The sequence below is a fragment of the Candidatus Erwinia haradaeae genome, from assembly GCF_900698935.1.
GTDB lineage: Bacteria > Pseudomonadota > Gammaproteobacteria > Enterobacterales > Enterobacteriaceae > Erwinia_E > Erwinia_E haradaeae_D.
In genome coordinates this window covers 23,788-47,771 of the sequence record NZ_LR217715.1, presented here as the reverse complement: position 1 = coordinate 47,771, position 23,984 = coordinate 23,788, and the positions used below count along the sequence as shown (strand labels likewise).

Annotated in this window: 14 protein-coding genes and 1 tRNA gene; 10 read left to right on the top strand and 5 right to left on the bottom strand. The window is 35.4% G+C overall.

Going from position 1 to position 23,984, the window contains the following annotated elements; genetic code table 11:
- Positions 1-163 precede the first annotated feature (163 nt).
- The 8 genes from atpB to ERCIKOCA2762_RS00110 all read left to right on the top strand — a co-directional run bounded on the left by atpB (position 164) and on the right by ERCIKOCA2762_RS00110 (position 6,989).
- Positions 164-985, top strand: coding sequence for a F0F1 ATP synthase subunit A (gene atpB / locus ERCIKOCA2762_RS00145; protein ID WP_157988221.1), 822 nt, complete (start codon positions 164-166; stop codon positions 983-985).
- A 101-nt stretch (positions 986-1,086) separates the two neighbouring features.
- Positions 1,087-1,329 carry a F0F1 ATP synthase subunit C gene (atpE, locus tag ERCIKOCA2762_RS00140; protein WP_157988749.1) on the top strand — a complete coding sequence of 81 codons (243 nt, stop codon included), beginning with the start codon at positions 1,087-1,089 and terminating at the stop codon, positions 1,327-1,329.
- A gap of 114 nt (positions 1,330-1,443) precedes the next feature.
- On the top strand, positions 1,444-1,929 hold the full coding sequence (gene atpF, locus ERCIKOCA2762_RS00135; protein WP_157988220.1) for a F0F1 ATP synthase subunit B: 486 nt from the start codon (positions 1,444-1,446) through the stop codon (positions 1,927-1,929).
- Entirely contained in the window at positions 1,929-2,462 is a 534-nt protein-coding gene (locus ERCIKOCA2762_RS00130) for a F0F1 ATP synthase subunit delta (protein ID WP_157988219.1), read from the top strand. Before atpF ends, ERCIKOCA2762_RS00130 begins: the two co-directional genes overlap by 1 nt.
- A 12-nt stretch (positions 2,463-2,474) precedes the next feature.
- A complete protein-coding gene (atpA, locus tag ERCIKOCA2762_RS00125) occupies positions 2,475-4,016 on the top strand; it encodes a F0F1 ATP synthase subunit alpha (RefSeq protein ID WP_157988218.1) in 1,542 nt (513 codons plus the stop codon).
- 59 nt (positions 4,017-4,075) lie between these two features.
- A complete protein-coding gene (gene atpG / locus ERCIKOCA2762_RS00120) occupies positions 4,076-4,945 on the top strand; it encodes a F0F1 ATP synthase subunit gamma (protein ID WP_157988217.1) in 870 nt (289 codons plus the stop codon).
- Between the two features lie 168 nt (positions 4,946-5,113).
- On the top strand, positions 5,114-6,499 hold the full coding sequence (atpD, locus tag ERCIKOCA2762_RS00115; RefSeq protein WP_157988216.1) for a F0F1 ATP synthase subunit beta: 1,386 nt from the start codon (positions 5,114-5,116) through the stop codon (positions 6,497-6,499).
- Positions 6,500-6,575: 76 nt separating this feature from the next.
- Positions 6,576-6,989, top strand: coding sequence for a F0F1 ATP synthase subunit epsilon (locus ERCIKOCA2762_RS00110; RefSeq protein ID WP_157988215.1), 414 nt, complete (start codon positions 6,576-6,578; stop codon positions 6,987-6,989).
- 4,749 nt (positions 6,990-11,738) lie between these two features.
- Here ERCIKOCA2762_RS00110 and ansA read toward each other — a convergent pair.
- Positions 11,739-12,761 carry an asparaginase gene (gene ansA, locus ERCIKOCA2762_RS00105; RefSeq protein WP_157988214.1) on the bottom strand — a complete coding sequence of 341 codons (1,023 nt, stop codon included), beginning with the start codon at positions 12,759-12,761 and terminating at the stop codon, positions 11,739-11,741.
- A 127-nt stretch (positions 12,762-12,888) separates the two neighbouring features.
- The gene (gene sppA, locus ERCIKOCA2762_RS00100; RefSeq protein WP_157988213.1) at positions 12,889-14,751 is read right to left on the bottom strand and encodes a signal peptide peptidase SppA; all 1,863 of its coding nucleotides are present in this window, start codon (positions 14,749-14,751) and stop codon (positions 12,889-12,891) included.
- Positions 14,752-15,501: 750 nt separating this feature from the next.
- On the opposite strand from sppA, the gene ERCIKOCA2762_RS00095 reads away from it, so the two are divergent.
- Both ERCIKOCA2762_RS00095 and tcdA read left to right on the top strand, forming a co-directional pair.
- A tRNA-Met gene (locus tag ERCIKOCA2762_RS00095) sits at positions 15,502-15,578 on the top strand.
- Between the two features lie 1,844 nt (positions 15,579-17,422).
- On the top strand, positions 17,423-18,217 hold the full coding sequence (gene tcdA / locus ERCIKOCA2762_RS00090) for a tRNA cyclic N6-threonylcarbamoyladenosine(37) synthase TcdA (RefSeq protein ID WP_157988212.1): 795 nt from the start codon (positions 17,423-17,425) through the stop codon (positions 18,215-18,217).
- Between the two features lie 747 nt (positions 18,218-18,964).
- On the opposite strand, the gene purN is transcribed toward tcdA, so the two are convergent.
- From purN to polA, 3 genes are all read right to left on the bottom strand, one after another.
- Positions 18,965-19,609 carry a phosphoribosylglycinamide formyltransferase gene (gene purN, locus ERCIKOCA2762_RS00085; protein WP_157988211.1) on the bottom strand — a complete coding sequence of 215 codons (645 nt, stop codon included), beginning with the start codon at positions 19,607-19,609 and terminating at the stop codon, positions 18,965-18,967.
- Positions 19,609-20,646: a phosphoribosylformylglycinamidine cyclo-ligase gene (purM, locus tag ERCIKOCA2762_RS00080; RefSeq protein ID WP_415017146.1), complete on the bottom strand. Its 1,038-nt coding sequence runs from the start codon at positions 20,644-20,646 to the stop codon at positions 19,609-19,611. Before purM ends, purN begins: the two co-directional genes overlap by 1 nt.
- 252 nt (positions 20,647-20,898) lie before the next feature.
- Positions 20,899-23,697 carry a DNA polymerase I gene (gene polA / locus ERCIKOCA2762_RS00075; RefSeq protein WP_462804102.1) on the bottom strand — a complete coding sequence of 933 codons (2,799 nt, stop codon included), beginning with the start codon at positions 23,695-23,697 and terminating at the stop codon, positions 20,899-20,901.
- Between the last annotated feature and the right edge of the window lie 287 nt (positions 23,698-23,984).

The following is a 23,984-nucleotide window of genomic DNA, read 5'->3' as shown; positions in this document are numbered from 1 at the left end:
CAGGTATAGACTAAATCTTACGTATTCTTACGTTCTTCATGTTGTTCAATGTAAAAGAAATCACGTTATAATGATATGATTAAACTAGAGCAAAGATTATAGTTGAAGCATTAGAACAACTGAAAATTATTGAATATTTGTTCGAAGAGGGATACAAGATATCATGGCAGTAGGAGAGGCATTATCTACAAAAGAGTACATTGGTCATCATCTTCATCACCTACAATTTAATCTTCGCACCTTGAAGATAGTTACTCCGGATGAGGCTCCCATAAATTTTTGGATTTGCAATATTGACTCTATATTTTTCTCTGTAATGTTAGGATGTGTTTTCTTAGTTATTTTTCGTACCGTGGCACAATCAGCAACAAGTGGTGTACCCAACAAGTTACAAGCTGCAATAGAACTTGTCATTTCTTTTATAGATCAAAATGTTCGTGAAATGTATCATGGAAATAGCAAAATAATAGCTCCGCTAGCTCTTACAATATTTGTATGGGTATTCCTTATGAATTTTATGGATATACTACCTATCGATTTTCTTCCTTATATCGGAGAACATTGCTGGTTAAGCCTCCCAGCATTACGGATTGTCCCTTCTGCTGATGTAAACATTACTTTATCCATGTCTCTTGGTGTGTTTATTTTAATGCTGTTTTATAGCATAAAGATAAAAGGTTTTAAGGGTTTTAGTAAAGAACTTGCCCTACAACCCTTTAATCACCCTATTTTTATACCTCTTAACCTTCTTTTAGAGGGCGTGAGTCTGCTATCTAAACCAATATCTCTTGGCTTAAGATTATTTGGAAATATGTATGCAGGAGAATTGATTTTTATCCTTATTGCCGGTCTATTACCATGGTGGTCGCAATGGGTGCTAAATGTACCGTGGTCTATTTTTCATATCTTAATTATTTTTCTACAAGCTTTCCTTTTTATGGTATTAACTATTGTATATCTGTCTATGGCCTCCGAAGAACATTGATAGGTCTTTGAGACAACTGAGCAAACCACGTATATACTTGATATGCTTACAAACTGATAGTGCCTTGGTATATTTAATAATTCACAACATGGAGATTTATGATGGAACATCATAATATAGATCTATTATATATGGCTGCCGCTGTAATGATGGGTTTAGCAGCAATTGGTGCAGCAATCGGAATAGGCATACTTGGCGGGAAATTTTTAGAAGGCGCTGCACGTCAGCCAGATCTAGTACCCCTTCTAAGAACACAGTTTTTTGTTGTCATGGGTCTCGTAGACGCAATCCCAATGATTGCTGTTGGTCTGGGGTTATATATCATGTTCTCTGTTGCATTATGATATAATATTGTTCACAGGGCTATGAATAGTAGATATCATGAGCGGTGAGACTCTCTGTTCTACATTGACTGTCTATGTACATAAGAAAATTGACTTAATAAGAGATATCGTCATATGAATATTAATGCCACTATCCTCGGTCAGGCTGTTGCATTCATCCTATTCGTCTGGTTTTGTATGCGTTATGTATGGCCTCCATTGATCACCGCCATTGAAGCACGTCAAAAAGAAATTGACAAAAACCTCTCGTTTGCTGAACAAACTAAAAAAGATATAGAAAATGCAGAATTCGCTGCCAATAATTATCTTCAAGAAGCCAAAAAAGATGCTCAAGTCATCATTGAAAAAGCGAATAATCGCTACTCTCAAATTCTAGAAGAAGCAAAAATTGCGGCCGAGAAAGAACGGAAAAGAATTGTAAAACAAGCAATAACTCAAATTGATAATGAGCGCCAACGAGCACGCGAGGATTTATGTAAACAAATTGCACTATTAACTATCACTGGTGCCGAGAAAATAATTTCACGTTCAATAAATCAAACTGATCACAATGATATTATCAATACATTAGTCACTTCCCTAGCAAAAGGAATAGTCTAATGTTTACAGATATCACGATTTCTCGTCCGTATTCAACAGCAGCGTTTCAATTTTCTCGCGAAAACAAAGTTATTCAAAAATGGCAAGAAATGCTCATCTTCGCAGCTGCAGTATCAGCGCAAGAGCAAATCAAAAGTCTGATGAAAAGACATCTAGCGCCGGAATCACTCTCTGAAAAATTCATCAAAATTTGTGGTAATCAACTTGATGACGCTTGTGTAAACTTCATCAAAGTCATAGCCGAACATAAACGCTTACCTATTTTATCTACCATTCTGCAGCAATTTATCAAGTTACGCGCTGCACACGAGTCCATTTGTAATATTGAAGTCGTCTCCTCTGTACCATTAACTAATGCACAACTCGCTTCCCTAAGCGGAATTATGGAAAAACGTCTTACTTCCAATATTAGACTACAATATACAGTAGACAAATCTATCATAGCAGGCGTTATTCTTAAGACAGATGATATGGTTATTGATAGCAGCGTGCGCACGCGAATCGAGAGACTCACTAGCGTTTTGCTATCTTAAGGAAAATCAGATATGCAACTAAATGCCACTGAAATTAGCGAACTTATTAAGCAACGTATTGCTCAATTTGATATTACCCACACCCACTATAATCAAGGTACTATTATTTCTGTCAGTGATGGTATCATCCGTATTCACGGACTATCTGATGTCATGCAGGGTGAAATGATTGCGCTACCGAATAATCGCTACGCTCTTGCTCTCAATCTTGAACGTGACTCTGTTGGCGCAGTGGTAATGGGTCCCTATACAGACCTGATAGAAGGAATGTCTGTGACATGTACTGGGCGTATTCTTGAAGTCCCAGTAGGTCGAAATTTGCTAGGTCGCGTCGTCAATACATTAGGTTTTCCTATTGATGGAAAAGGTGATATAGACCATGAACTGTTAGCACCCATAGAAGTCATCGCACCAGGTGTTGTTGACAGAAAATCGGTAACTCAACCAATCCAAACAGGCTATAAATCGATCGACGCAATGATCCCAATTGGAAGAGGCCAACGTGAACTTATTATTGGTGACAGACAAACCGGTAAAACGACAATGGCTATCGATACAATTATAAATCAGAAAAGCTCTGGTATTAAATGTATCTATGTCGCGATTGGACAAAAAGCATCTACTATTGCTAATATAGTTCTTAAACTAGAAGAACATGATGCATTATCTAATACTATCGTAGTAGTAGCCACTGCTTCTGAACCTGCAGTACTCCAATATCTAGCTCCTTATTCTGGTTGTACAATGGGTGAATACTTCCGTGATCGCGGTGAAGACGCACTGATTGTGTACGATGATCTATCTAAACAAGCAGTCGCCTACCGTCAGGTTTCCCTTCTATTGCGTCGACCGCCAGGTCGTGAGGCATTCCCAGGGGATGTCTTCTATCTACACTCTCGACTATTAGAACGTGCATCTCGAGTAAATGAAAAATATGTAGAAAATGCTACACAGGGGAAAGTAACAGGAAAAACCGGTTCCCTCACCGTATTGCCGATTATTGAAACCCAAGCAGGAGATGTCTCTGCATTTGTCCCCACAAATGTTATTTCGATCACAGATGGTCAAATTTTCCTAGAAACCAATCTATTTAACGCTGGCATTCGTCCAGCAGTAAATCCTGGCATTTCTGTATCTCGAGTTGGTAGCGCCGCTCAAACGCACATTATTAAAAAACTATCCAGTGGGATTCGTACTGCATTAGCACAATATCGTGAGTTAGAAGCATTCTCTCAGTTTGCTTCTGATTTAGATGAAACTACCAGGATACAACTCAGATACGGACAAAAAGTAACTGAAATACTCAAACAAAAACAACATACCCCGATGTCTATTGCTCAACAAAGTATCATACTATTTGCTGCTGAGCATGGCTTTCTAAATGATATTGAACTTGTTGATATTCAAAAATTCGAAACCGCACTACTCGATTATGCTAATCATCATAATAAACCACTCTTAACTTTAATTAATGAATCAGGCGATTATAATCATACTATTCACGAGCAGCTCCACACTCTACTAGAAAGATTCAAAACCACCAAATCCTGGTAATGAAATGGATGTTTACTACGTGTAACAACGTATAGGTCCGGAGCATTACGGAGAAACTTATGAGTAGTGAAAAAGAAATACGCAATAAGGTTTTCTGTGTACAGAAAACCCAGAAAATAACAAAAGCAATGGAAATGGTATCTGCGTCTAAATTAAAAAAATCACAAGAGCGCGCAGAAATCAGCAGACCTTATACAGAAGCTATACGTAAAGTGATTGATCATATGGCTTTAGGTCATTTAGAATACCAACACCCATATTTCGATCGAAGACAGGAAAAACACATTGGATATCTAATTATATCTACTAATCGCGGGTTATGCGGAGCTTTAAACACACGTCTCTTTAAAAAAATTATACAAGATATGCTTGCCTGGTCCAAACAAGGAGTAGGAAGTGATTTATCGATTATAGGTTCGCAAGGTATCTCATTTTTTAGATCTATTAAAAGCAATATAGTAGCACAAACATATAATCTGTGTGATAAACCCTCCTTATCTGATGTAATCGGGCCGGTGCAAGTCATGTTGCATGCATATGATAAAAAAAACATTAGTCAGCTATATATTGCTAGCAATAAATTTATTAATACCATTTCTCAATCGCCACGTATAGAACAAATACTACCTATATTATCACGCTATAACCCCATAGGTTCCGCTCCTAAAAAAACCTGGGATTATCTGTATGAACCGGACCCGAAAACACTTTTAGACATCATACTACGACGCTATATTGAATCTCAAGTATATCAAAGTGTTATGGAAAACCTAGCATGTGAACAAGCTGCGCGCATGATGGCAATGAAAATCGCCACTGATAATGGTAGCAACCTAATTACCGAACTACAGTTAGAATGCAATAAAGCTCGTCAAGCCGCTATTACTAGAGAGCTAACTGAGATCGTAGCGGGCGCCTCTGCGGTTTAATCCCGTGCGACAAATACAATATACAAAAATAAAACAGAAACCAGTAACTTTCAAGCAGACATTAATAAGTCACTTTAGTCATCACTGTGCACATACACTACATATCACGAATACAACTCCAAAAGTCATAAAGCAATAATGACTTAGAGAGAGCAATAGGAGGTCACAATGACTACTGGAAAGATTATCCAAATAATCGGCGCTGTGATTGACGTCGAATTTCCTCCGCATGCCATTCCAAAGATATATCATGCGCTGGAAGTCAAAAATCAAAATACTCGCCTAGTCTTAGAGGTACAACAGCAAATAGGTGGGGGTGTCGTACGTACTATTGCCATGGGCCCTTCAGAAGGTCTAAAACGCGGCCTAGCCGTATTAGATTTACAACACCCTATTCAAGTTCCAGTTGGTGTTAAAACGCTAGGACGTATGATGAACGTTTTAGGTGAACCAATTGACATGAAAGGCGCAATTGGTGAAACAGAACGTTGGGCCATTCACCGTCCAGCTCCGTCCTATGAAGAACAATCTAGCTCGCAAGAACTTCTGGAAACGGGTATTAAAGTCATCGACCTTATGTGTCCCTTTGCTAAAGGAGGTAAAATTGGTTTGTTTGGTGGGGCTGGGGTTGGAAAAACGGTCAACATGATGGAGCTCATTCGTAATATTGCCGCTGAGCACGCGGGTTTTTCTGTATTTGCAGGTGTAGGTGAACGCACTCGTGAAGGTAATGACTTTTACCACGAGATGACTGAATCACGCGTTATTGATAAAGTTTCTTTAGTATATGGTCAAATGAACGAACCACCTGGCAATCGTCTACGCGTTGCATTAACTGGGTTAACAATAGCAGAAAAATTCCGTGATGAAGGCAAAGCAGTCCTCCTATTTATTGATAATATATATCGTTATACGCTAGCTGGAACAGAAGTATCTGCTCTCCTCGGTCGCATGCCTTCTGCAGTGGGCTATCAACCCACGCTAGCAGAAGAAATGGGTGTGTTACAAGAACGCATTACTTCTACAAAAAAGGGCTCTATCACCTCTGTACAAGCTGTTTATGTTCCTGCAGATGACTTGTCTGATCCATCTCCGGCTACTACGTTTGCTCACTTAGATGCAACTGTAGTACTAAGCCGTCACATTGCATCGCTCGGGATTTACCCAGCAGTCGATCCACTGACCTCCACTAGCCGTCAATTAGATCCTGTTGTCGTTGGTAAGAATCATTATGATATAGCGCGAGGCGTACAATCTATCCTACAACGTTATCAAGAACTCAAAGATATTATTGCTATCCTTGGTATGGATGAATTATCAGAAGAAGATAGACTTATAGTGACACGAGCTCGTAAAATACAACGTTTCCTATCTCAACCCTTCTTTGTCGCAGAAGTATTCACTGGATCTTCAGGGAAATACGTAACATTATCCGATACGATTCTCGGTTTCAAAGGGATCATCGAGGGTCAGTTTGACTCACTTCCAGAACAGGCTTTCTATATGGTCGGTTCGATTCAAGAGGTAATAGAAAAAGCTAAAAAACTAGCATAATACAAGCCTGAAATCATACAGGCATGACATGCAATACACATAGTTATAATTTGTCAATAGAGGTGAACGGTTCACTATGACTTTTTATCTAGATGTAGTAAGTGCAGAACTACGAATCTTTTCTGGATCTGTAAAAAGCATTCAGATATCAGGAAGCGAAGGCGAACTGGGTATTTACCCGAACCACGCCCCTCTTCTAACTACGATTAAGCCAGGGATGGTTTGTATCGTGCATACAGATCAAACCAAAGAAATCATCTATCTCTCCGGAGGTATATTAGAAATACAACCCGCAATGGTGACCATTTTATCTGATACCGCTATTCGCGGTAGTGAATTAGATGAACATCTCATTTTACAAGCAAAAAATGCGGTAATAGAGCGCTTAAATAGAAAAAACGATGAAATGGATGTCGCTCTAGCGTCTGTAGAGTTAGCTCAAACACTGGCTAAACTACGCGTCATTGACTTAATGCGAAATACAGTATAAATGATCAGAGTGGTATCTATGCGACTATAGGTCATCGGAAAACCACTCTTCTATAGATAGCGCACATGAATATTCTCGTTATTAATATGCGAAACAATTACTATCTTAAATAAGAGATGTCTCCTTAACGATCGTCTTCTTAGTCATCATTTCGTGACAATTGATGGGATGCTACGGATTATCCCTATTCATAGTTATCTATACTTTCATATACTCCTACAGGTATAACTTTATTACCATATCCTAACTCAATAATCGATCGGTATATGTATCAAATTAAAAATCGTTAATAACTACTGACATAACTACATAAAACGCAAATTCATTGAATCTACCTGGATCCATAAATCGTTGCATAGATTACACAGTACCAATAACAGAGTTGATGTCTCTGAAATATAGTAGAACGCAACGTTTGTGAGTCAACATCATTATGTTATAACACTTCAGTATGATGGTAGGTTAATATAATACACGTATCAATGCTCGTCTGGCTTAATAGATTGGTTAAATTTTTCTATAGAAAGTATTTCTGCTGTGATAATGTTACATATATTACTGATCGTATATGCTGTTTCTGTCAAATATCAGCTAATATGTCTGTAAGTGTTATAAACGTAGTTCGAAGATTCTTTGCCTGCTTACTAACAATACGTACCTGATAATACCAATCTCAAAGAAAAAAATACATATTGCACCAGATAGAGCTATCAAAATAGAAGCATATGTATCATACCACCTCTAAACTCATCATATTGTGAACCACTCATAGCATATAAAATTTTGTCATATTTGTTTATGTCAATCTACCATATACAAAGATACATACTATTACTTCATCCAATACATCTAAGTTTACTAGTATTCGTCATAATATGAAGGAATGGCAAAATGTTGACACTCTATGCAAATAACAGAGCAATATCCTACAAAATACTCCTCTCAATAAAACAGTGATATTAACAATATATTTCTTAAAATTAACTATCATAGGTAATTTTATTATCACTGCTCTCAGGATAGAAAAAACATTACACCTACATATATAGCATCTTTTTCTATGCTATCTATAAAAAATACATACATGCAAAATTTAAATTAAAATACTCTGGGGGATTCTAGACTCATAATTTTTATACATAAAATATATACATTGTACTTCTAATCTAATCAGGAACATGGATTGTAAGAATCGAGAGTTTCTCTGCATTTTTACTATTTCTGAGAAAATATCATTGATGTAATTGATACCCACACCTCTGATAAGACCATATACAACATAACCATGTATACAAGTCATTCTGTGTGATACATTAATCTATCCATATGGTATCACAAATACACTCTGTTTCTTCTGAACCCTACTAATCTTGATCGTGCATAAAATAAATTATTATAAAACAAGATCACACTATAATCACATACTAGTATATAATATAGTACGCTATAACATCAAGAACACATTGTAATTCTATCGCTTGGTTGACAAAAAAATCATTATCAATGTTGATTTCCTTTAAAAATCTTTAAATCGTTGTCTGTAACATTACTATTTTTAGAGAATTTTAATACTTTTACCACTGCAATAACCGCAATATTTGAAAAATATTAAACGAGACCTCTCATACCACTTGGTGGTATATCAATACTATCTTCTATACGGTGCAATAACCATACTTTTAAATCAACGCTTTTACATCTTGATGATGATTATCAATGACTAATACGATTTAAGTAAACGCCTATATTACAATTATTACATATCGTATCTATATGTAGCACCTGTCCTTATTAGGACAGCAAAGAAATTATTTTTTGTCTATTAAAATAATAACATGTCACCATCTCTGTTAGAGAGTATCAAAAGTATATTATAAGTTTCAGGATATACCGAATACTCTATGATATACACCAGAGAACTATGATTAGTGGCATTAATTTTAAAACAAAATACCATTAAGAAATATAAAAACTATATATTCTGCTCATACATAATAGTTTTACAATGCAACCAAATATATTATATATTTTTCAAGAGATAACACGCACCATATAAGACAAAAGAAGAAATCTTAAATAAAAGGCTAATGTGATCTATAAACGAGATCTTCTGCTAAAAAAAAATAAATTTCATCAATGTAACATTATTAATTACGCAATAATTGTAGACAGAAAATCGATCATAAAAATTCAGAATATTAAGAACGATATTCTTTTAACCTGCTAAAAGAATGTATTTCTATCTATTACGCAAGAAGAGTCATTGCAAAATAGTAAGCAGGTAACTAATTACTCTGAAATAATGATCACGTGGCGAGAAAATAAAATTTAGAAACATAGTCTGTATACAATACTAACACATATATCAAGCTGTACGTATCCACACTCTTAACTTTGGGGTTAAGAAAACCTCTTCTTATTGCAAAAAATCTTTAAAAAGCTTCTGAATGACTAACACAATATTTTTACTGCACAGCATGCTGATACAGCAGAATACTCAGAAAACAAAGACACTACTCAACACTACCACAAAAGGCATACACTCATGATATTTCTGACTAAAAAACCACTACATACTGACAAACACACAAAAGAAATCTATGATCTTGAATATTATAAAAACTGTTTCTACGTGTCTTTACCTAGAGAACTTCAAACACATAGATACGAAGAAGAGGTATAAAATAGTGCTCCTCATTTCTTATGCTCAATCTTCGATCGCTGTCTTGCATAAATAAGCAAACTCCTTGCTAACATCTACGTCGTGCTAGGGACCCGTTCATCCTTTCAAGTATCAATTTTCAGGCAAAAATTATCATTGATGCAGAAAAACCATATCCATGGATACAATAAACAGTTCAAAAATACAGTTTAACTAAAAGCAATCTACGTCTATATTTAACGAACGAAACACATACGCAAAAAAATATCAGACTTAACCCATTAAGTCGATGATCTCATCCAGAAAACACCTAACATACACAACACGTTGTCACACTAAATAGTTCTATAAAAAGAGACTTAATGACTATGCATGTTTGTAGCACGCATAATTCTTGCATAAAATACTGGTACCTAAATAATTAATAATATCGGCGTGATCATGTAATGTAAATACAATGATAATCTTGATCCTTCTTTCTAAAAAATCATACTTGAAGCTATTGTAATATACGCTAATGATATCAATCATTTAATACAATTAGGCTAAAGCTACAATATATGATTTAAAAAATAAATTACCACAATCGATTGATACCTATAAAATTAAACAACCCGTCCTCTTTGTCAAGCTAAAAAGAGAAACAAGCTAGATCGGTTACTCGAATGTCTAAAAAAATTTCAATCATACTTCTGAACATGACATAATATCACACAAAATAATACAATTATTTCAAATGATCACTTACACAAAAACAAAAAAAGTAAATATAAAAAATAACAGTGCGTATGTCATCTATCCTTCCTGGTATTCTATCCACATGAAAACCTAATCTAAATACTAATGCCAATATAAAGATATACTTCATGCTGCAATCAAGATATATATTTCAAATGCAATTATATCCACTCAAGTATATGTATCAAAAATCATAGATCTACTATATCCTTACAACTACTAGTCCTAAAATCCTAATTTTATATAAAACTATCTCTCATTTCAGTACAAAAATACTCTGTAAAAACTAACATTATTTCACATAGAGATAGCAATCACCTTTCTAGCTTAAACTCCAAAACATGAGACTGAAATACATTGTCAACCCTCATACTTCTGTCGTACCATAATCTATGATACTGATGCACAACATTTACAAAACTTTGCGATCTTATACCTTGTATACTAGGAGATATATAGCAGCATACAGTGCATAAAAGTGATGAACTTCATTTGTAATGTGAGATCACATTTCATCAATAGTATTGAATACTATATTCTTTTTGTCTCACAAATAAAATTTTTCAGGTCATCTTTCAATATCTTCTCTACTAAAGATTTAGAATGTAACATAATATTATAAAATGATGATGCATAAAATACATAAACCATATGGAGAATACACGATTACTACTCTACACTTATACATGTGAGTTGGTACAACTGTATAGCTAGTGCTATGTTAGAAAATAGGTGATATTATGGACTTGAGACTCAAGAAATAATCAAATAACTATATCTAGACTTCCCTATGATGGTGGTGATACAAGATTGTCTTTGCTATACATAAACTCTCTAGTTAACATTGCATGTTCACACCAAATGTATAAATAAATAGCAATGGTTACTTCTTTGTTAAACAATATTACCTTATCTTATATTGCATGTAAAAGAGATAATTATATGGAAACTAATATAGATTATCTGCGAAAAAGAATCGATATTTTGGATAAAAAACTAATCAGAATAATAGTAGAATGACTAGAAATAACGTTAACTATAGCAAAAATAAAACATCAGTTTAGAATAACGTTTCACGCTCCGGAGCGTGAGCATTTTATCCTGAATACATGTCGAAAAGAAGTAGAACATCTAGACATAGAACACATGGTAGAAGGGATCATGCATCGTATTATACAATAATCACACAATCAACAGCTACAAAAGACTATTTTAGATAAACTAATAAAATAGTTAATATAGAATCATACTTTAGGCTTTCTTCTAAAATAAATGATAATAATACTATTTTCTGTAATCCACTACAAAACGTCATAAAACCATAAATACCATACAGTCTATCACAACATTCATATTGTTTCATCCATCGTAATCTCACCACGTAAATTTTTCTGCATGAGATAACGCATCTCGTGGATATCTAAATTTTTACTAAGAAGGTAGTATAGTTTAGTGAGTGCGGCTTCCACACTAAGATCTGCCCCGCTCACTACACCTACATTGTGTAATGCATGACCAGTAGTATACCCACGCATATTTACTTTTCCGGACATACACTGTGTTAAATTTACCACCAAAATACCACGTTGCGTAGCTTCTTTAATTGCTTTGAGAAACTCTTTATTTTGCGGTGCGTTACCAATTCCATACGAACGTAAGATCAATGCTTTGATAGGTTGCTGAATAAAGTTATAAAAAAGTGTAGCGGAAATCCCTGGGTAGATGGTAACCAATCCAATTTCCTGAGGTGTAATAGTGTGAACTACTAGCTCACCAACTCCCACAGGAGCTGGAGGGGTATTTAACCATCTAATATTCGTCCCTACTTCTAGTAAAGGTGCTAAGTTAGGTGAAGCAAAAGCATTTAAACCATTTGCATGAACCTTAGTAGTGCGGTTTCCGCGATATAATATGTTGTTAAAAAACAATGTAACTTCATGAATTGGATAGCGAGCAGCAATAAATAGAGAGTTTAGCAAATTCTGATGACCATCCGAACGCATCTGTTCAAGCGGGATCTGAGAACCGGTTACAATGACAGGTTTTGCTAAGTTTTCTAATATGAAAGAAAGAGCTGAGGCAGTGAATGCCATAGTGTCAGTTCCATGTAAAATCACAAATCCATCATAATAATCATAATTGCGCCTAATGTCTTCTGCCATGATCTGCCAGTCATATGGCATCATATCTGCCGAATCAATTAACGGTTGATACTCATGCAGAGTAAAATTCGGCATCTCCTCCCTGTGAAACTCTAATGTATTAGCAAGCTGATTTTGCAGATAGCCTGAAACTGGAATAAAACCGTTTCTAGATTGCTGCATTCCAATAGTACCGCCAGTATACGCAATATAAATATTTTTTTTTTGCATTGGTGCACTCAAAATAATAAAGTTTCTCGTCTTTGTAGTACAAATCTACTATGGTGTTTAAAAAATAATACCTGAAGATCCAGCTTAGAAAAACGTCACATAATAGAAAATTATGTGACGCAAAAGATTATCTAATATCGCTACAACTCAGACACACAGCATAGTGATGCTGAGAATCATGCATAGTCTCTGCTGTCACACCTGGTCGTTTTATGATATCTGAAACAAAATCTAGTATTGGATCAGATAGCCACATCTGCATAACTCTGTTTACAAGATCGCGCTGCTTAGAATCAGACCATTGATCAAAAAAAACACCCCAGATACAAGGCTCATCTCGATACCATTTTAAACTCGGTTGCTGTATATGTGAGAGCTCTGCAGTTTTAGACACAGCATCATCAAAATCACCAAGAGCATCTACTAACCCATGCAATTTGGCATCACGACCCATCCAGACACGACCCTGGGCCACACTCTCAATATCAGCCAAAGTCTTATGACGTGCTTCTGCAACTAACCTCAGAAAAGTATCGTAACTATGGTTAATACTAAGTTGCATCATTTTCTGTGCATCTTCAGAAAGAGGCTTAGTTGTAGTAGTTTCTGATAAGCTTGAAGTCATTACACCGTCAGTATGTACACCAATCGCATCTAGCGAATTCTCTATAGTATGTATTACGCCAAAAACTCCAATAGAGCCAGTTAGAGTATTTTTATTAGCAATAATATAACTTGCCGGTGTAGAAATCCAATAGCCTCCTGAGGCTGCCATACCACCCATAGAAACTACAATTGGTTTTCCTTCAGCTTTTATAGCCTCTAATTCTGACCGAATAACCTCAGAAGCGGTAACGCTACCTCCAGGGCTATTCACGCGCAGAATAATTGCTTTAATGGTGGGATCAAGACGTGCCATCCGAAGCTCTAAAGCAGTGGTTTCACACGAAAGACGCTCAGGATTTTGTTCACCATCTATGATAGAACCGCTAACTACTATAACCCCTATGTTTCCTGTGTCATGACGATCTTTCAACTTGTAATCATAAATAGTAATACCATTATAATTCTTTTTATGTTCATCCCAGCCAAAAATATGAACTAAATCTTTTTCTACTGCTGCCGCAGAAGCTAATGCATCTACTAACCCACTCTCTAACGCATATGTAGCACTATCGCCATGCAGCTTTTCTAATTTCTCTATAATCTTTTTTTCGCCAGGAAAGATCTGTGTTGTGCTGATGTTTCGATTCTGTGCTACAGTTTGAAGATAATTATTCCATAATTCCCTAATCACCTGATTGCTAGCATCACGAGCTTTTTGTGACATATCATCACGAATAAAAGGCTCTACTGCGGATTTATAAGCGCCTACTCGAAATATATACGAACTCACCTTCAGCTTATTGAGTAACGTTTTATAGTACATACTATTTACAGTAAAACCCTGCAAATCAACTCTTCCTTGTGGGGATAGATAAATTTTACTGGCAAAGCTAGCTAGATAATACTGCCCTTGATTATAACTTATCCCAAGTGCAAAAATTGGTTTACCACAATTACGAAACTCTTTTAATGCTTTGCCAATGTATTCAAGCGATGGTTGATCTCCGCCTATAAAGTGACGTAAATCAAGTACCATCCCTGTAATATTATTATCATTCTTGGCTTGACGTATTATGTTTACCACGTGAAAAAGAGAATTCTCTTTTACGTGCTCATTCCGGCACCCTAATAACTGATGACTAAACTGACCAACAAAATCATAGCTATTAACTGGTTGGTCTACTATTTTACCATGTAAGTTAAAAATTAATGCACCCTTATGCCTATCACCCACTGAATGAGTGCTTTTGTTTTGGAACCAAAAACAAACACAGATAACCACTATTAATATAAAAAATAAATTTACAAAACATTGACGAACTAACGTTATTCCTCGCCATATCCCAGATACAATTGTAAGAATTACTTGCCATAACACGTACATAAACGCTCCATTAAACACATTGATACTATTTAGGCCTTTACCTCATCATTAAGAAGAGAAATCCAACAAATGCAAAACAAAGAATACTACATCCTCATGATTGTCACTTATAACGATATGTAAGCAATACCTCCCACTTGCGTGTAATTCATAATTTTTATCGATTTCTAATGTTTAAGTTATCACATAATATATTTTCATACTCTAAGTATCTAGACCTTGAAAGTAGACTTTAGTCAGAAAAAGTCATAGTTAAAATAACTCTCTTGGTCACACATATGTTCAGTATTTACCTTTTTCTGAGAAAAAGAGCTCTGATTTTGTAATTACAAGATCCTTACATAAAACGACATCGATATAGCATTAACACACACTTAGTGCACTTAAAGAAAACCAATCATAATCAATCACTAGCAAGAGACGGGAGAGCTAACTCCATACCACTATTACTGCACTGTCTCAGCAATATGCATAATAAAACAGTGTGAAGATAACATTCGTCTGCATTATCTAGTATCTGCAGATCTAATGTTTTCTATAAAATAAGGAGAAATTCTTTCTAATAATTACCACATAATAAGAATGATGCTCAAAACATCATGCATACTCTTAAAGATTCTATGTTAATTAATTGCAAATACTTCACATTCTAAAACATTACCATAACACTGATATTATATGTATAATGAGTTTATAGTGATATTAGAGCGATAGTGATATCACATAACATTATGGTGGTATCGACTTAAACGCGGGGTGGAGCAGCTTGGTAGCTCGTCGGGCTCATAACCCGAAGGTCGTTGGTTCAAATCCAGCTCCCGCAACCAACCTACCACTACTCTGTTTCTAGATAAAATAAAATATTATGAGTGTACTGTAATATATGAACTACTGCTTATTTTCATTTCATACCAAGAGATGTGTATTGAGTGTTTAGTATAAATTATAGTTCTAATATTTCTTAAAACAATCCACCTTAATCTGATCTAATCAGGCTATTATTATATTCAAAAAATCGGTAAAACTAAAACACCTTAATGTTGATGGATCAGTTATGAGGTATAATCATAGATATATTCTAAAAAAAGAATATTGATTCATGCAACGAAATATAGTGAAGGCTAATACATACGCACAATCTTCATGAGTATCTGTTGCAGCCTGCACGTTTTTGTCTGTCTATAATAATTATTACTATCATAAACATACATCTAGAATCTCTGATAACCTGTGATGTATATGGAACCTATTAGAATCAAAGAAATATCAATACAAGATGTATAACCAATTATAAAAATATTAATATGATATAAAAGCCGAAATGTGATATAGAAATATAAATATGTTTTTTATAACCATCATCTTCAGGTATAAAAAAATGATATATCACTATCCAATCTTGGTTTAAAGCTGTAAATTACAAAGTGCTAATCGCTACCAAAAACAGATACTCTCTCTAGAGCCCGTAGAACTCTCAATGGAGTTGTCTATCATGAAAATAAAATAGGCTGTTTTCTCCGCATTTAGGATGCAGGCCAAACAACCACATGTCAGTCACAGTAAAAAGAGCAGTTCAGTTCCATACTGTAACAGTATAAGACAAAATTGTGCTGTGGGAATAGGCATATTATCACATCCATCTCTTATAGCAACAGACAGGATATACAAAGGATGATTAAACATATACTAAACCCTCAAGCATCTACGAGCTTCTTTGTGATGCGCATATATCACTTACTGTTAATATTCTTATAATATAATTAATATTATTTCACACACCACCAGACGCTAGTCATGACAGAGCAGTGAATATGTTATATCTTGAAACGATTAGTCTCCATCAAGAATAGATAAATAGAAAAGTAACGCAGAATAATAAAAGTATATGAAATTATATACTCGTATGCCATGTTATTTTCTATATTATAATAAATTTCCGCGACTCTATTTTTTTAGTCTAATCTACGATTACATTGTCATAGTGCTCAACCCACTGCTATAATATAGTGATAAATAAAAGATAACTCTATCCGATTCTGCCTTACAGGTGTTGTCCATAACCACTCAAGTATATATTTTGACATATATTTTCTATATATAAATTCGCTTTTTATATGTATGAATATAGACACCTGATGTTAGATTAAAAAGATTTAATCAAGCTATAAAAGAGAGGGATAGATCTATAAGAAATACACTGAGGCTCTATAACATTACGATATGTGATAAAAAATAAGAACGTGTTTAAAAGGATTTTCTATACCCATTAGATACTCAGTAGTGAACCTAACGTAGCAAAATTCTTTTTGTACTATATAATTCTTAAGCGCTAATTTGCCTTCTATCCATGATAGGTAATCCATCAGACACCACTAATACAGCGGTTTCATGTAAAATAATACAAAGTACCCATCAGATAATATAAATATACATTCAGAGCTATAGATCTAGAGATAGACAAACAACGCATCCATCATCTGCATTTACTCGCCATCTATAATGCATTTTACCTCACGTATTATTTTAGAATTTATAACTCTGATCTTCTTGGCATTAGATCTAAATAGCATGTCTATTTTTTTGAAATAAATAGCTGCATCCATTATCCATAACTAATATAGTGGTATCATAGATTATCAAAATCGCGACGTTATAGAAGGATACTATTAAAATGAAGATACTGTCTGCAGCATGGGAAAAACGATTTAGCGGTGTATCACGTGTGTACGGACAACTTGCATTACCACTCTTTTCTCAGAAACATATATGTATTGTGGGTATTGGTGGAGTTGGTTCGTGGGTCGCAGAAGCATTAACCCGCAGTGGAATTGGCATGCTTACTTTAATTGATATGGACGACATCTGTATCACTAATACAAATAGACAAATACATACCATGCACACCAGTATTGGACACTCTAAAAACACAGTTATGGCAGCACGCATAAGAGATATTAACCCAGAATGCCACGTAAACTGCATCGATGATTTTCTTACCCTTCAAAACATTGATACATTGCTTAATCATAACTTTAATTATGTCGTTGATGCAATTGATGATGTAGGAGTAAAAGCAGCGCTTGTATCGTGGTGTTATTATAATCACGTGCCGCTAGTCACTATTGGAGGTTCTGGTGGAAAAATTGACCCAATGAAAATACAAGTATCAGATTTATCAAAAACAGTACACGATCCGCTATCGGCTGCATTACGTAGACGACTTAGAGATCGTTTTCAGATAACTAAAAATAAAAATGGCAACCTAAATATTGATTGTGTTTTTTCTGCCGAACCTATGTTATACCCACAAACCGACGGATCAGTATGTATATCACGTGATAAAACACACACCCTAGAACATCTTGATTGTGAACAAGGATTAGGGTCTGTTACTATGGTTACTGCCTCATTTGGTTTGATTGCTTCCTCGCATATTTTAAAAGAAACCTTAAAAAAAAATATGTGATTATCTTAACCGTTGTACTGACACACATTTCACTCCTAACAAGCTTCCACTGTCAATAAAATGGCAGACTGTCAATACATCCCGAAAACACTTTCCTCGCACCCTATAGCTTATTAAAATACAGTTTCTTGTTGTCGTCTTCTGCCATAAATATTGAGACAGGACACATCATTGCTCATTACCATAGAAAAACACATGCATAGTATATGTGAAATTATCACCTAAGATGCCACCAACACTAGTATGTATTGCATGAAATAAACATTACTATACACATATGCCATACATTATTTCTACTAAACGCTCACGATCATCAGATTTCTACGCTATCCTTGATATATAATTCAAATAAAAACAAACATAATATATACACACATAAAGCAGTATGAAGAAAAACCAATATATGATAACAATTGCAAAATATGCATCACTTATTACTCTTCATACTGAATATCCCTGGAATATAGCTAGTGTCATGAAAGTTCTCTATACATCAAGGATATGCCCTATTCTACTATTTCTTCATTACAACATACACTGATACTTACAAGCGTGTATTCTCCATGCTATTTACTGTCTGTATATAGATTGAAACCATAGAGCAACTTAAATATCACTAACAAAATTCAGCTTTATGATTCAAGCGATGAGATTAAACACAAGTATTTTTAAAACAACTAATAAAAAGATTTTAAAATAGCGTGTGATTTAATCCACTCTACGAACTCTTGCGCTACATGAAGACCCTTACTTAATGAACCCCATATACCCTGACTTAGGTAGTTTAGACCCATCTAACCAAGCTGCATCGTCATGCATTTCTAAACGACCCTCCGTAAACCATTTCACCACTAGAGGATAAATCCTATGCTCCTGTCTCTTAACTCGCATTGCAAGAGCATGCTCAGTATCATTGAGCAATACTGGCACTCTAGCTTGCAAAATCACTGGACCTGCATCTAGCTTTTCCGTGACAAAATGTACTGAAGATCCGTGCTGGACATCACTATTTTGTATTGCCTTGCTATGCGTATAAAGTCCGGGATATTTTGGTAATAAAGAGGGATGAATATTAAGTATTCGTCCAAAATAAGATGTGACGAACTCTGTGTTCAGTATACACATATAACCGGCTAAAATAACTAAATCAGGAAAGTATAAATCTACTGTTTGCATCAATTTCTGATGAAATAGATTTTTTGTACGAAAATGTAAAGGCACTAACACATGAGTTGCAATATGCACTGTACGAGCACGTTCTATCGCAAATGCTTGACTATTATTACTCAGAACAGCAACTACCCTTCCAGGGATCTCATTTTTTTTACACGCATTTAAGATAGCCTGTAAATTACTACCATCACCTGAGACTAATGCAACGATACGTTTCATTATTTGATTACGACGCGATGATTACTATCTAAAGCCTTTATCACGCCAATCTTCCAGGCTATTTCACCTAAATTATTCAATATTTGTAAAGCCTTATCTGCTACATGTGCGTGTACAATAATGACCATGCCCACACCACAATTAAAAGTATGGTACATCTCGAAACAACTAATATTCGCGCCATGTTGTATCCACTGGAATATTTTTGGCCACTTCCAGCTAGACTCATATAATATTGCCTGTGTTTTATCTGGCAAGACACGTGGAATATTATCCCACAACCCCCCACCAGTAATATGAGCGATAGCATGTATCTCAACTTGCCGCACTAAAGCACGAATAGCATGAACATAAATTCTAGTAGGTGCCAACAAATGATCCGCTAATGATTTACCTTGCAAGAAGGTTGTATGTATGTTCACATGACTACAATCTAAAATTTTATGAATCAGTGAGTATCCATTAGCATGCAGACCACTAGAACTTAAAGCAATCAACACATCACTCTCAGTGACTTTGCTATTATTAATAATCTCGTTTTTTTCTACAATTCCAACACAAAATCCTGCCATATCATATTCTTCACCACTATAAAGACCGGGCATTTCCGCTGTCTCGCCGCCAATTAGCGCACAACCTGCCTGTAAGCACCCTTCCGCGATACTGCGGATAATGGCGGATGCAGTATCGATCTTTAACTTACTAGTAGCATAGTAATCCAAAAAAAAGACTGGCTCTGCTCCTACAACTACCAGGTCGTTGACACACATAGCCACTAAGTCAATCCCAATTGTATCATAGCATTGAGCTTTTATTGCTAATCTCATCTTAGTACCAACGCCATCTGTACTAGATACAAGAATGGGTTCATGATAGCCCTTTGGTAAAGCACACAAACCTGCAAAACCGCCTAGCCCACTGATCACTTCTGGGCGGTGTGTTTTTTTTGCTATTTCTTTTATACCTTGAATAAACATATTTCCCGCATGAATGTCTACTCCAGAATCTTTATAGCTTAAAGAAGGCATATGCACCACTATGTAATCCTCATCTCATATGTACAAAGTAAAATGAGCAGAATAAATATAACATGAGATCGCAAAAAATATTCTGACACTCTTCCTTTCTATATAAACTTATCATGTCTTATTAGTATATATTTTTTATACAACCTATTTGACACAAACCTGAATAAAAATAAAAGAAATACAATACAATGACAAAAAAATAAAATATAAAAATATCACTATATCAATCTAGTGCTATATATATTAGATGATATATTGTAATTAATGCGCCTGATCCCAATTCTCCCCTATACCAATGTCTATACGTAATGGCGCATCTAACTGCATACCGCTTTCCATCAATGCACAAATTTGTGTAGAAGCGGCATTGATTGCATGACTTTGTACCTCAAACACTAATTCATCATGTACTTGCATAATCATTCTAAATGATGGAGTTTTCTGTTGCGATAACCATCTGTCGATAGAAATCATAGTGCTTTTAATAATATCTGCTGCAGTACCCTGCATAGGAGCATTTATTGCTGTGCGCTCAGCTGCTTGACGACGTACACCATTCCTAGCATTAATATCTGGTAAATACAGACGACGTCCACTCAATGTTGAAACATATCCTTGTTCTGCAGCCTGTTGACGCGTATTTCGCATATATTGAAGAACCCCAGGGTATCGCTCAAAATAACGATCCATATATCTTTTTGCTTCTTCAACTTGAATGTTTAACTGGCGCGCTAAACCAAAAGCACTCATCCCATAAATCAAACCAAAATTAATTACTTTACCGCGTTGCCTCTGCTCCTTAGTAACCGCGGGCAAATCAACACCAAATACTTCTGCTGCTGTCGTACAGTGAATATCTTGCTCTTTAGAGAAAGCTAATAATAGTCCAGAATCTTGCGAAAGATGCGCCATAATGCGCAATTCAATTTGTGAATAATCTGCTGTGATAATAGAATGACCCTGAGGAGCGATAAAGGCTTGCCTAATCCGTCGACCTTCATTATTACGCACCGGAATGTTTTGTAGGTTGGGATTGCTAGAAGACAGACGTCCAGTGACTGTTATTGTTTGATTATAAGATGTATGTATACGTTGACTATCTTGGTGCATCATCTGAAGAAGCTTGTGGGTGTAAGATGATTGAATTTTTGAAAGACATCGGTGATCTAAGATGACTTGTGCTAATGGATAGGCAGGGGAGAGCTGAGACAACACTTCTTCACTAGTGGATAAGTCGCCAGTAGGTGTTTTTTTAATTGGCTTTATACCATGTTTTGTAAACAGAATCATTTGAATTTGCTTTGGGGAAAACAGATTAAATGATTCTCCAGCCAATCTATATGCTTGTGATTCTAGAGCTTCTATACGAAGACTTATCTCTTTAGAATACTGATAGAGAAAATTTTTATCAATTAACACCCCGTTTTTTTCTATGCGTGACAAAACAGGAATCAGCGGGATATCAATTTCTTCGAAGATATATTTCAGACCCTGATGTTTTTCTAGTTCTTTCCACATCGTAGTATGCAACTGTAGTGTTATATCAGCCTGGATGGCTGCATAATAATGATTATTATCATTATTCATTTCAGCACACTTAATATTGAATGGATCCTTCTTTTTTTTCACGAACTGAGTTAATGTGACGACATCATCATGTAACCATTTCTTTGCCAATCGATACATATCATGACAACGTCCTATGCTATCTAACACATAAGACTCAAGTAAAATATCAAAATAAATACCCTGTAGGTCAATATTATACTTCTTTAACACTCCGTGATAAAATTTAAGATTGTATCCAATCTTTGCGATCGTCATGTTTTCTAGAACTGGCTTAAATATTTCCAGAACATCAAAAGCATTGAGTCGAGTAGATGAGACAGTGTGGTCATGAAATACAGGCACATAAAAAGCTTCACCGTGTTTTATTGCAAATGATAGTCCAATAACATAAGCTGAAAATACATTCAACGAATCGGTTTCTATATACAATGCAAAATACTTCCTACTCTGCAACTCTTTTATAAAAGAAGTCAAAGTCACTTCATCGTAAATTTCTAGGCACGTAGTTGGTTTAATAGTGCTGTTTTCCATTGTTGCTTTTTCTGATACATGTTTGATCATTTTTTTACTTAGGGTGCTCTGCACCTGATTATGCCATCGCCACCATTTTTTATTCTCTAAATGCAAGAGCCACTGATTAAATTCATATTGTGTTAATAATATACGCAAATTCGAAAGAAGAGGTTCTTTATAAGTTAACTGATGACTAGTAAGCATCAGCTGTACATCAGTCTTAATTGTGGCTAGCTTGTAAGATAAAAAAGCCATATCTTTATTTTTTTCTAGCTTGGTTAGTATATTTTTAGCTCCCCGCAAAGGCAAAGAAGCCACTTTATATAGGTTGTCGTAAATATCCCGAATACCACCCATACTCTGTAATAACGCTTGCGCACTTTTTTTACCCACACCCAATACACCTGGAATATTATCAGATACATCACCAACCAACGCAAGAAAGTCAATTATTAACGAAGGGGGGATACCGTATTTCTCCACAACCTCTTTTGGCCCAATGATCCCATCATCTATGCTATTAATGATATGAATTTTTTTTGTGACTAACTGCGCCATATCTTTATCGTCTGTACTAATCAACACAGTTTGGCCTAATTTCTCTGCTGCTAATGCTAAGGTGCCAATGACATCATCTGCTTCCACCTTAGGGATGACTAATAGAGGCACTCCCAGAGATTCAATAATTTGATGTAAGGGTTCAATCTGGATCTGTAACTCAAGTGGCATGGATGGACGATGAGATTTATATGCTGGAAACAATTCATCACGAAATGTTTTACCCTGTGCATCAAAGACAGCAGCCACATGACTGTGTGGATACTTGATTAACAGATTTCGTAACATATTTAGCGTGCCATACATAGCCCCAGTGGGAAAACCAGAATGAGTGGTTAAGCGGGGATAGGCATGATAAGCGCGATATAAATACGAAGATCCGTCTACTAAAATCAAAGATTTTTCTCGAATATGCATTATTCAGGAGCTCTCACAATAGTTTTGCATTAACTTGCAAAAAAGTTTTTTTCGAGCTACATAATTAGCGATCAATCTATTAACTATCAAAACCATTTTTTATAAAAAACATATAACACCATCAATCTACAACATGTTTAAATTTTTTCTCAAGCTAGTTAGGAGTGCCTTGCCATACATCCTATGATTTTTTGTTCATGCGCATCAACTTATATGACATATAATCATCAAAAATCACTAGTTCCATCTCTAACTCATACCTCTCATCATACTGACCAGCTCGACTACAA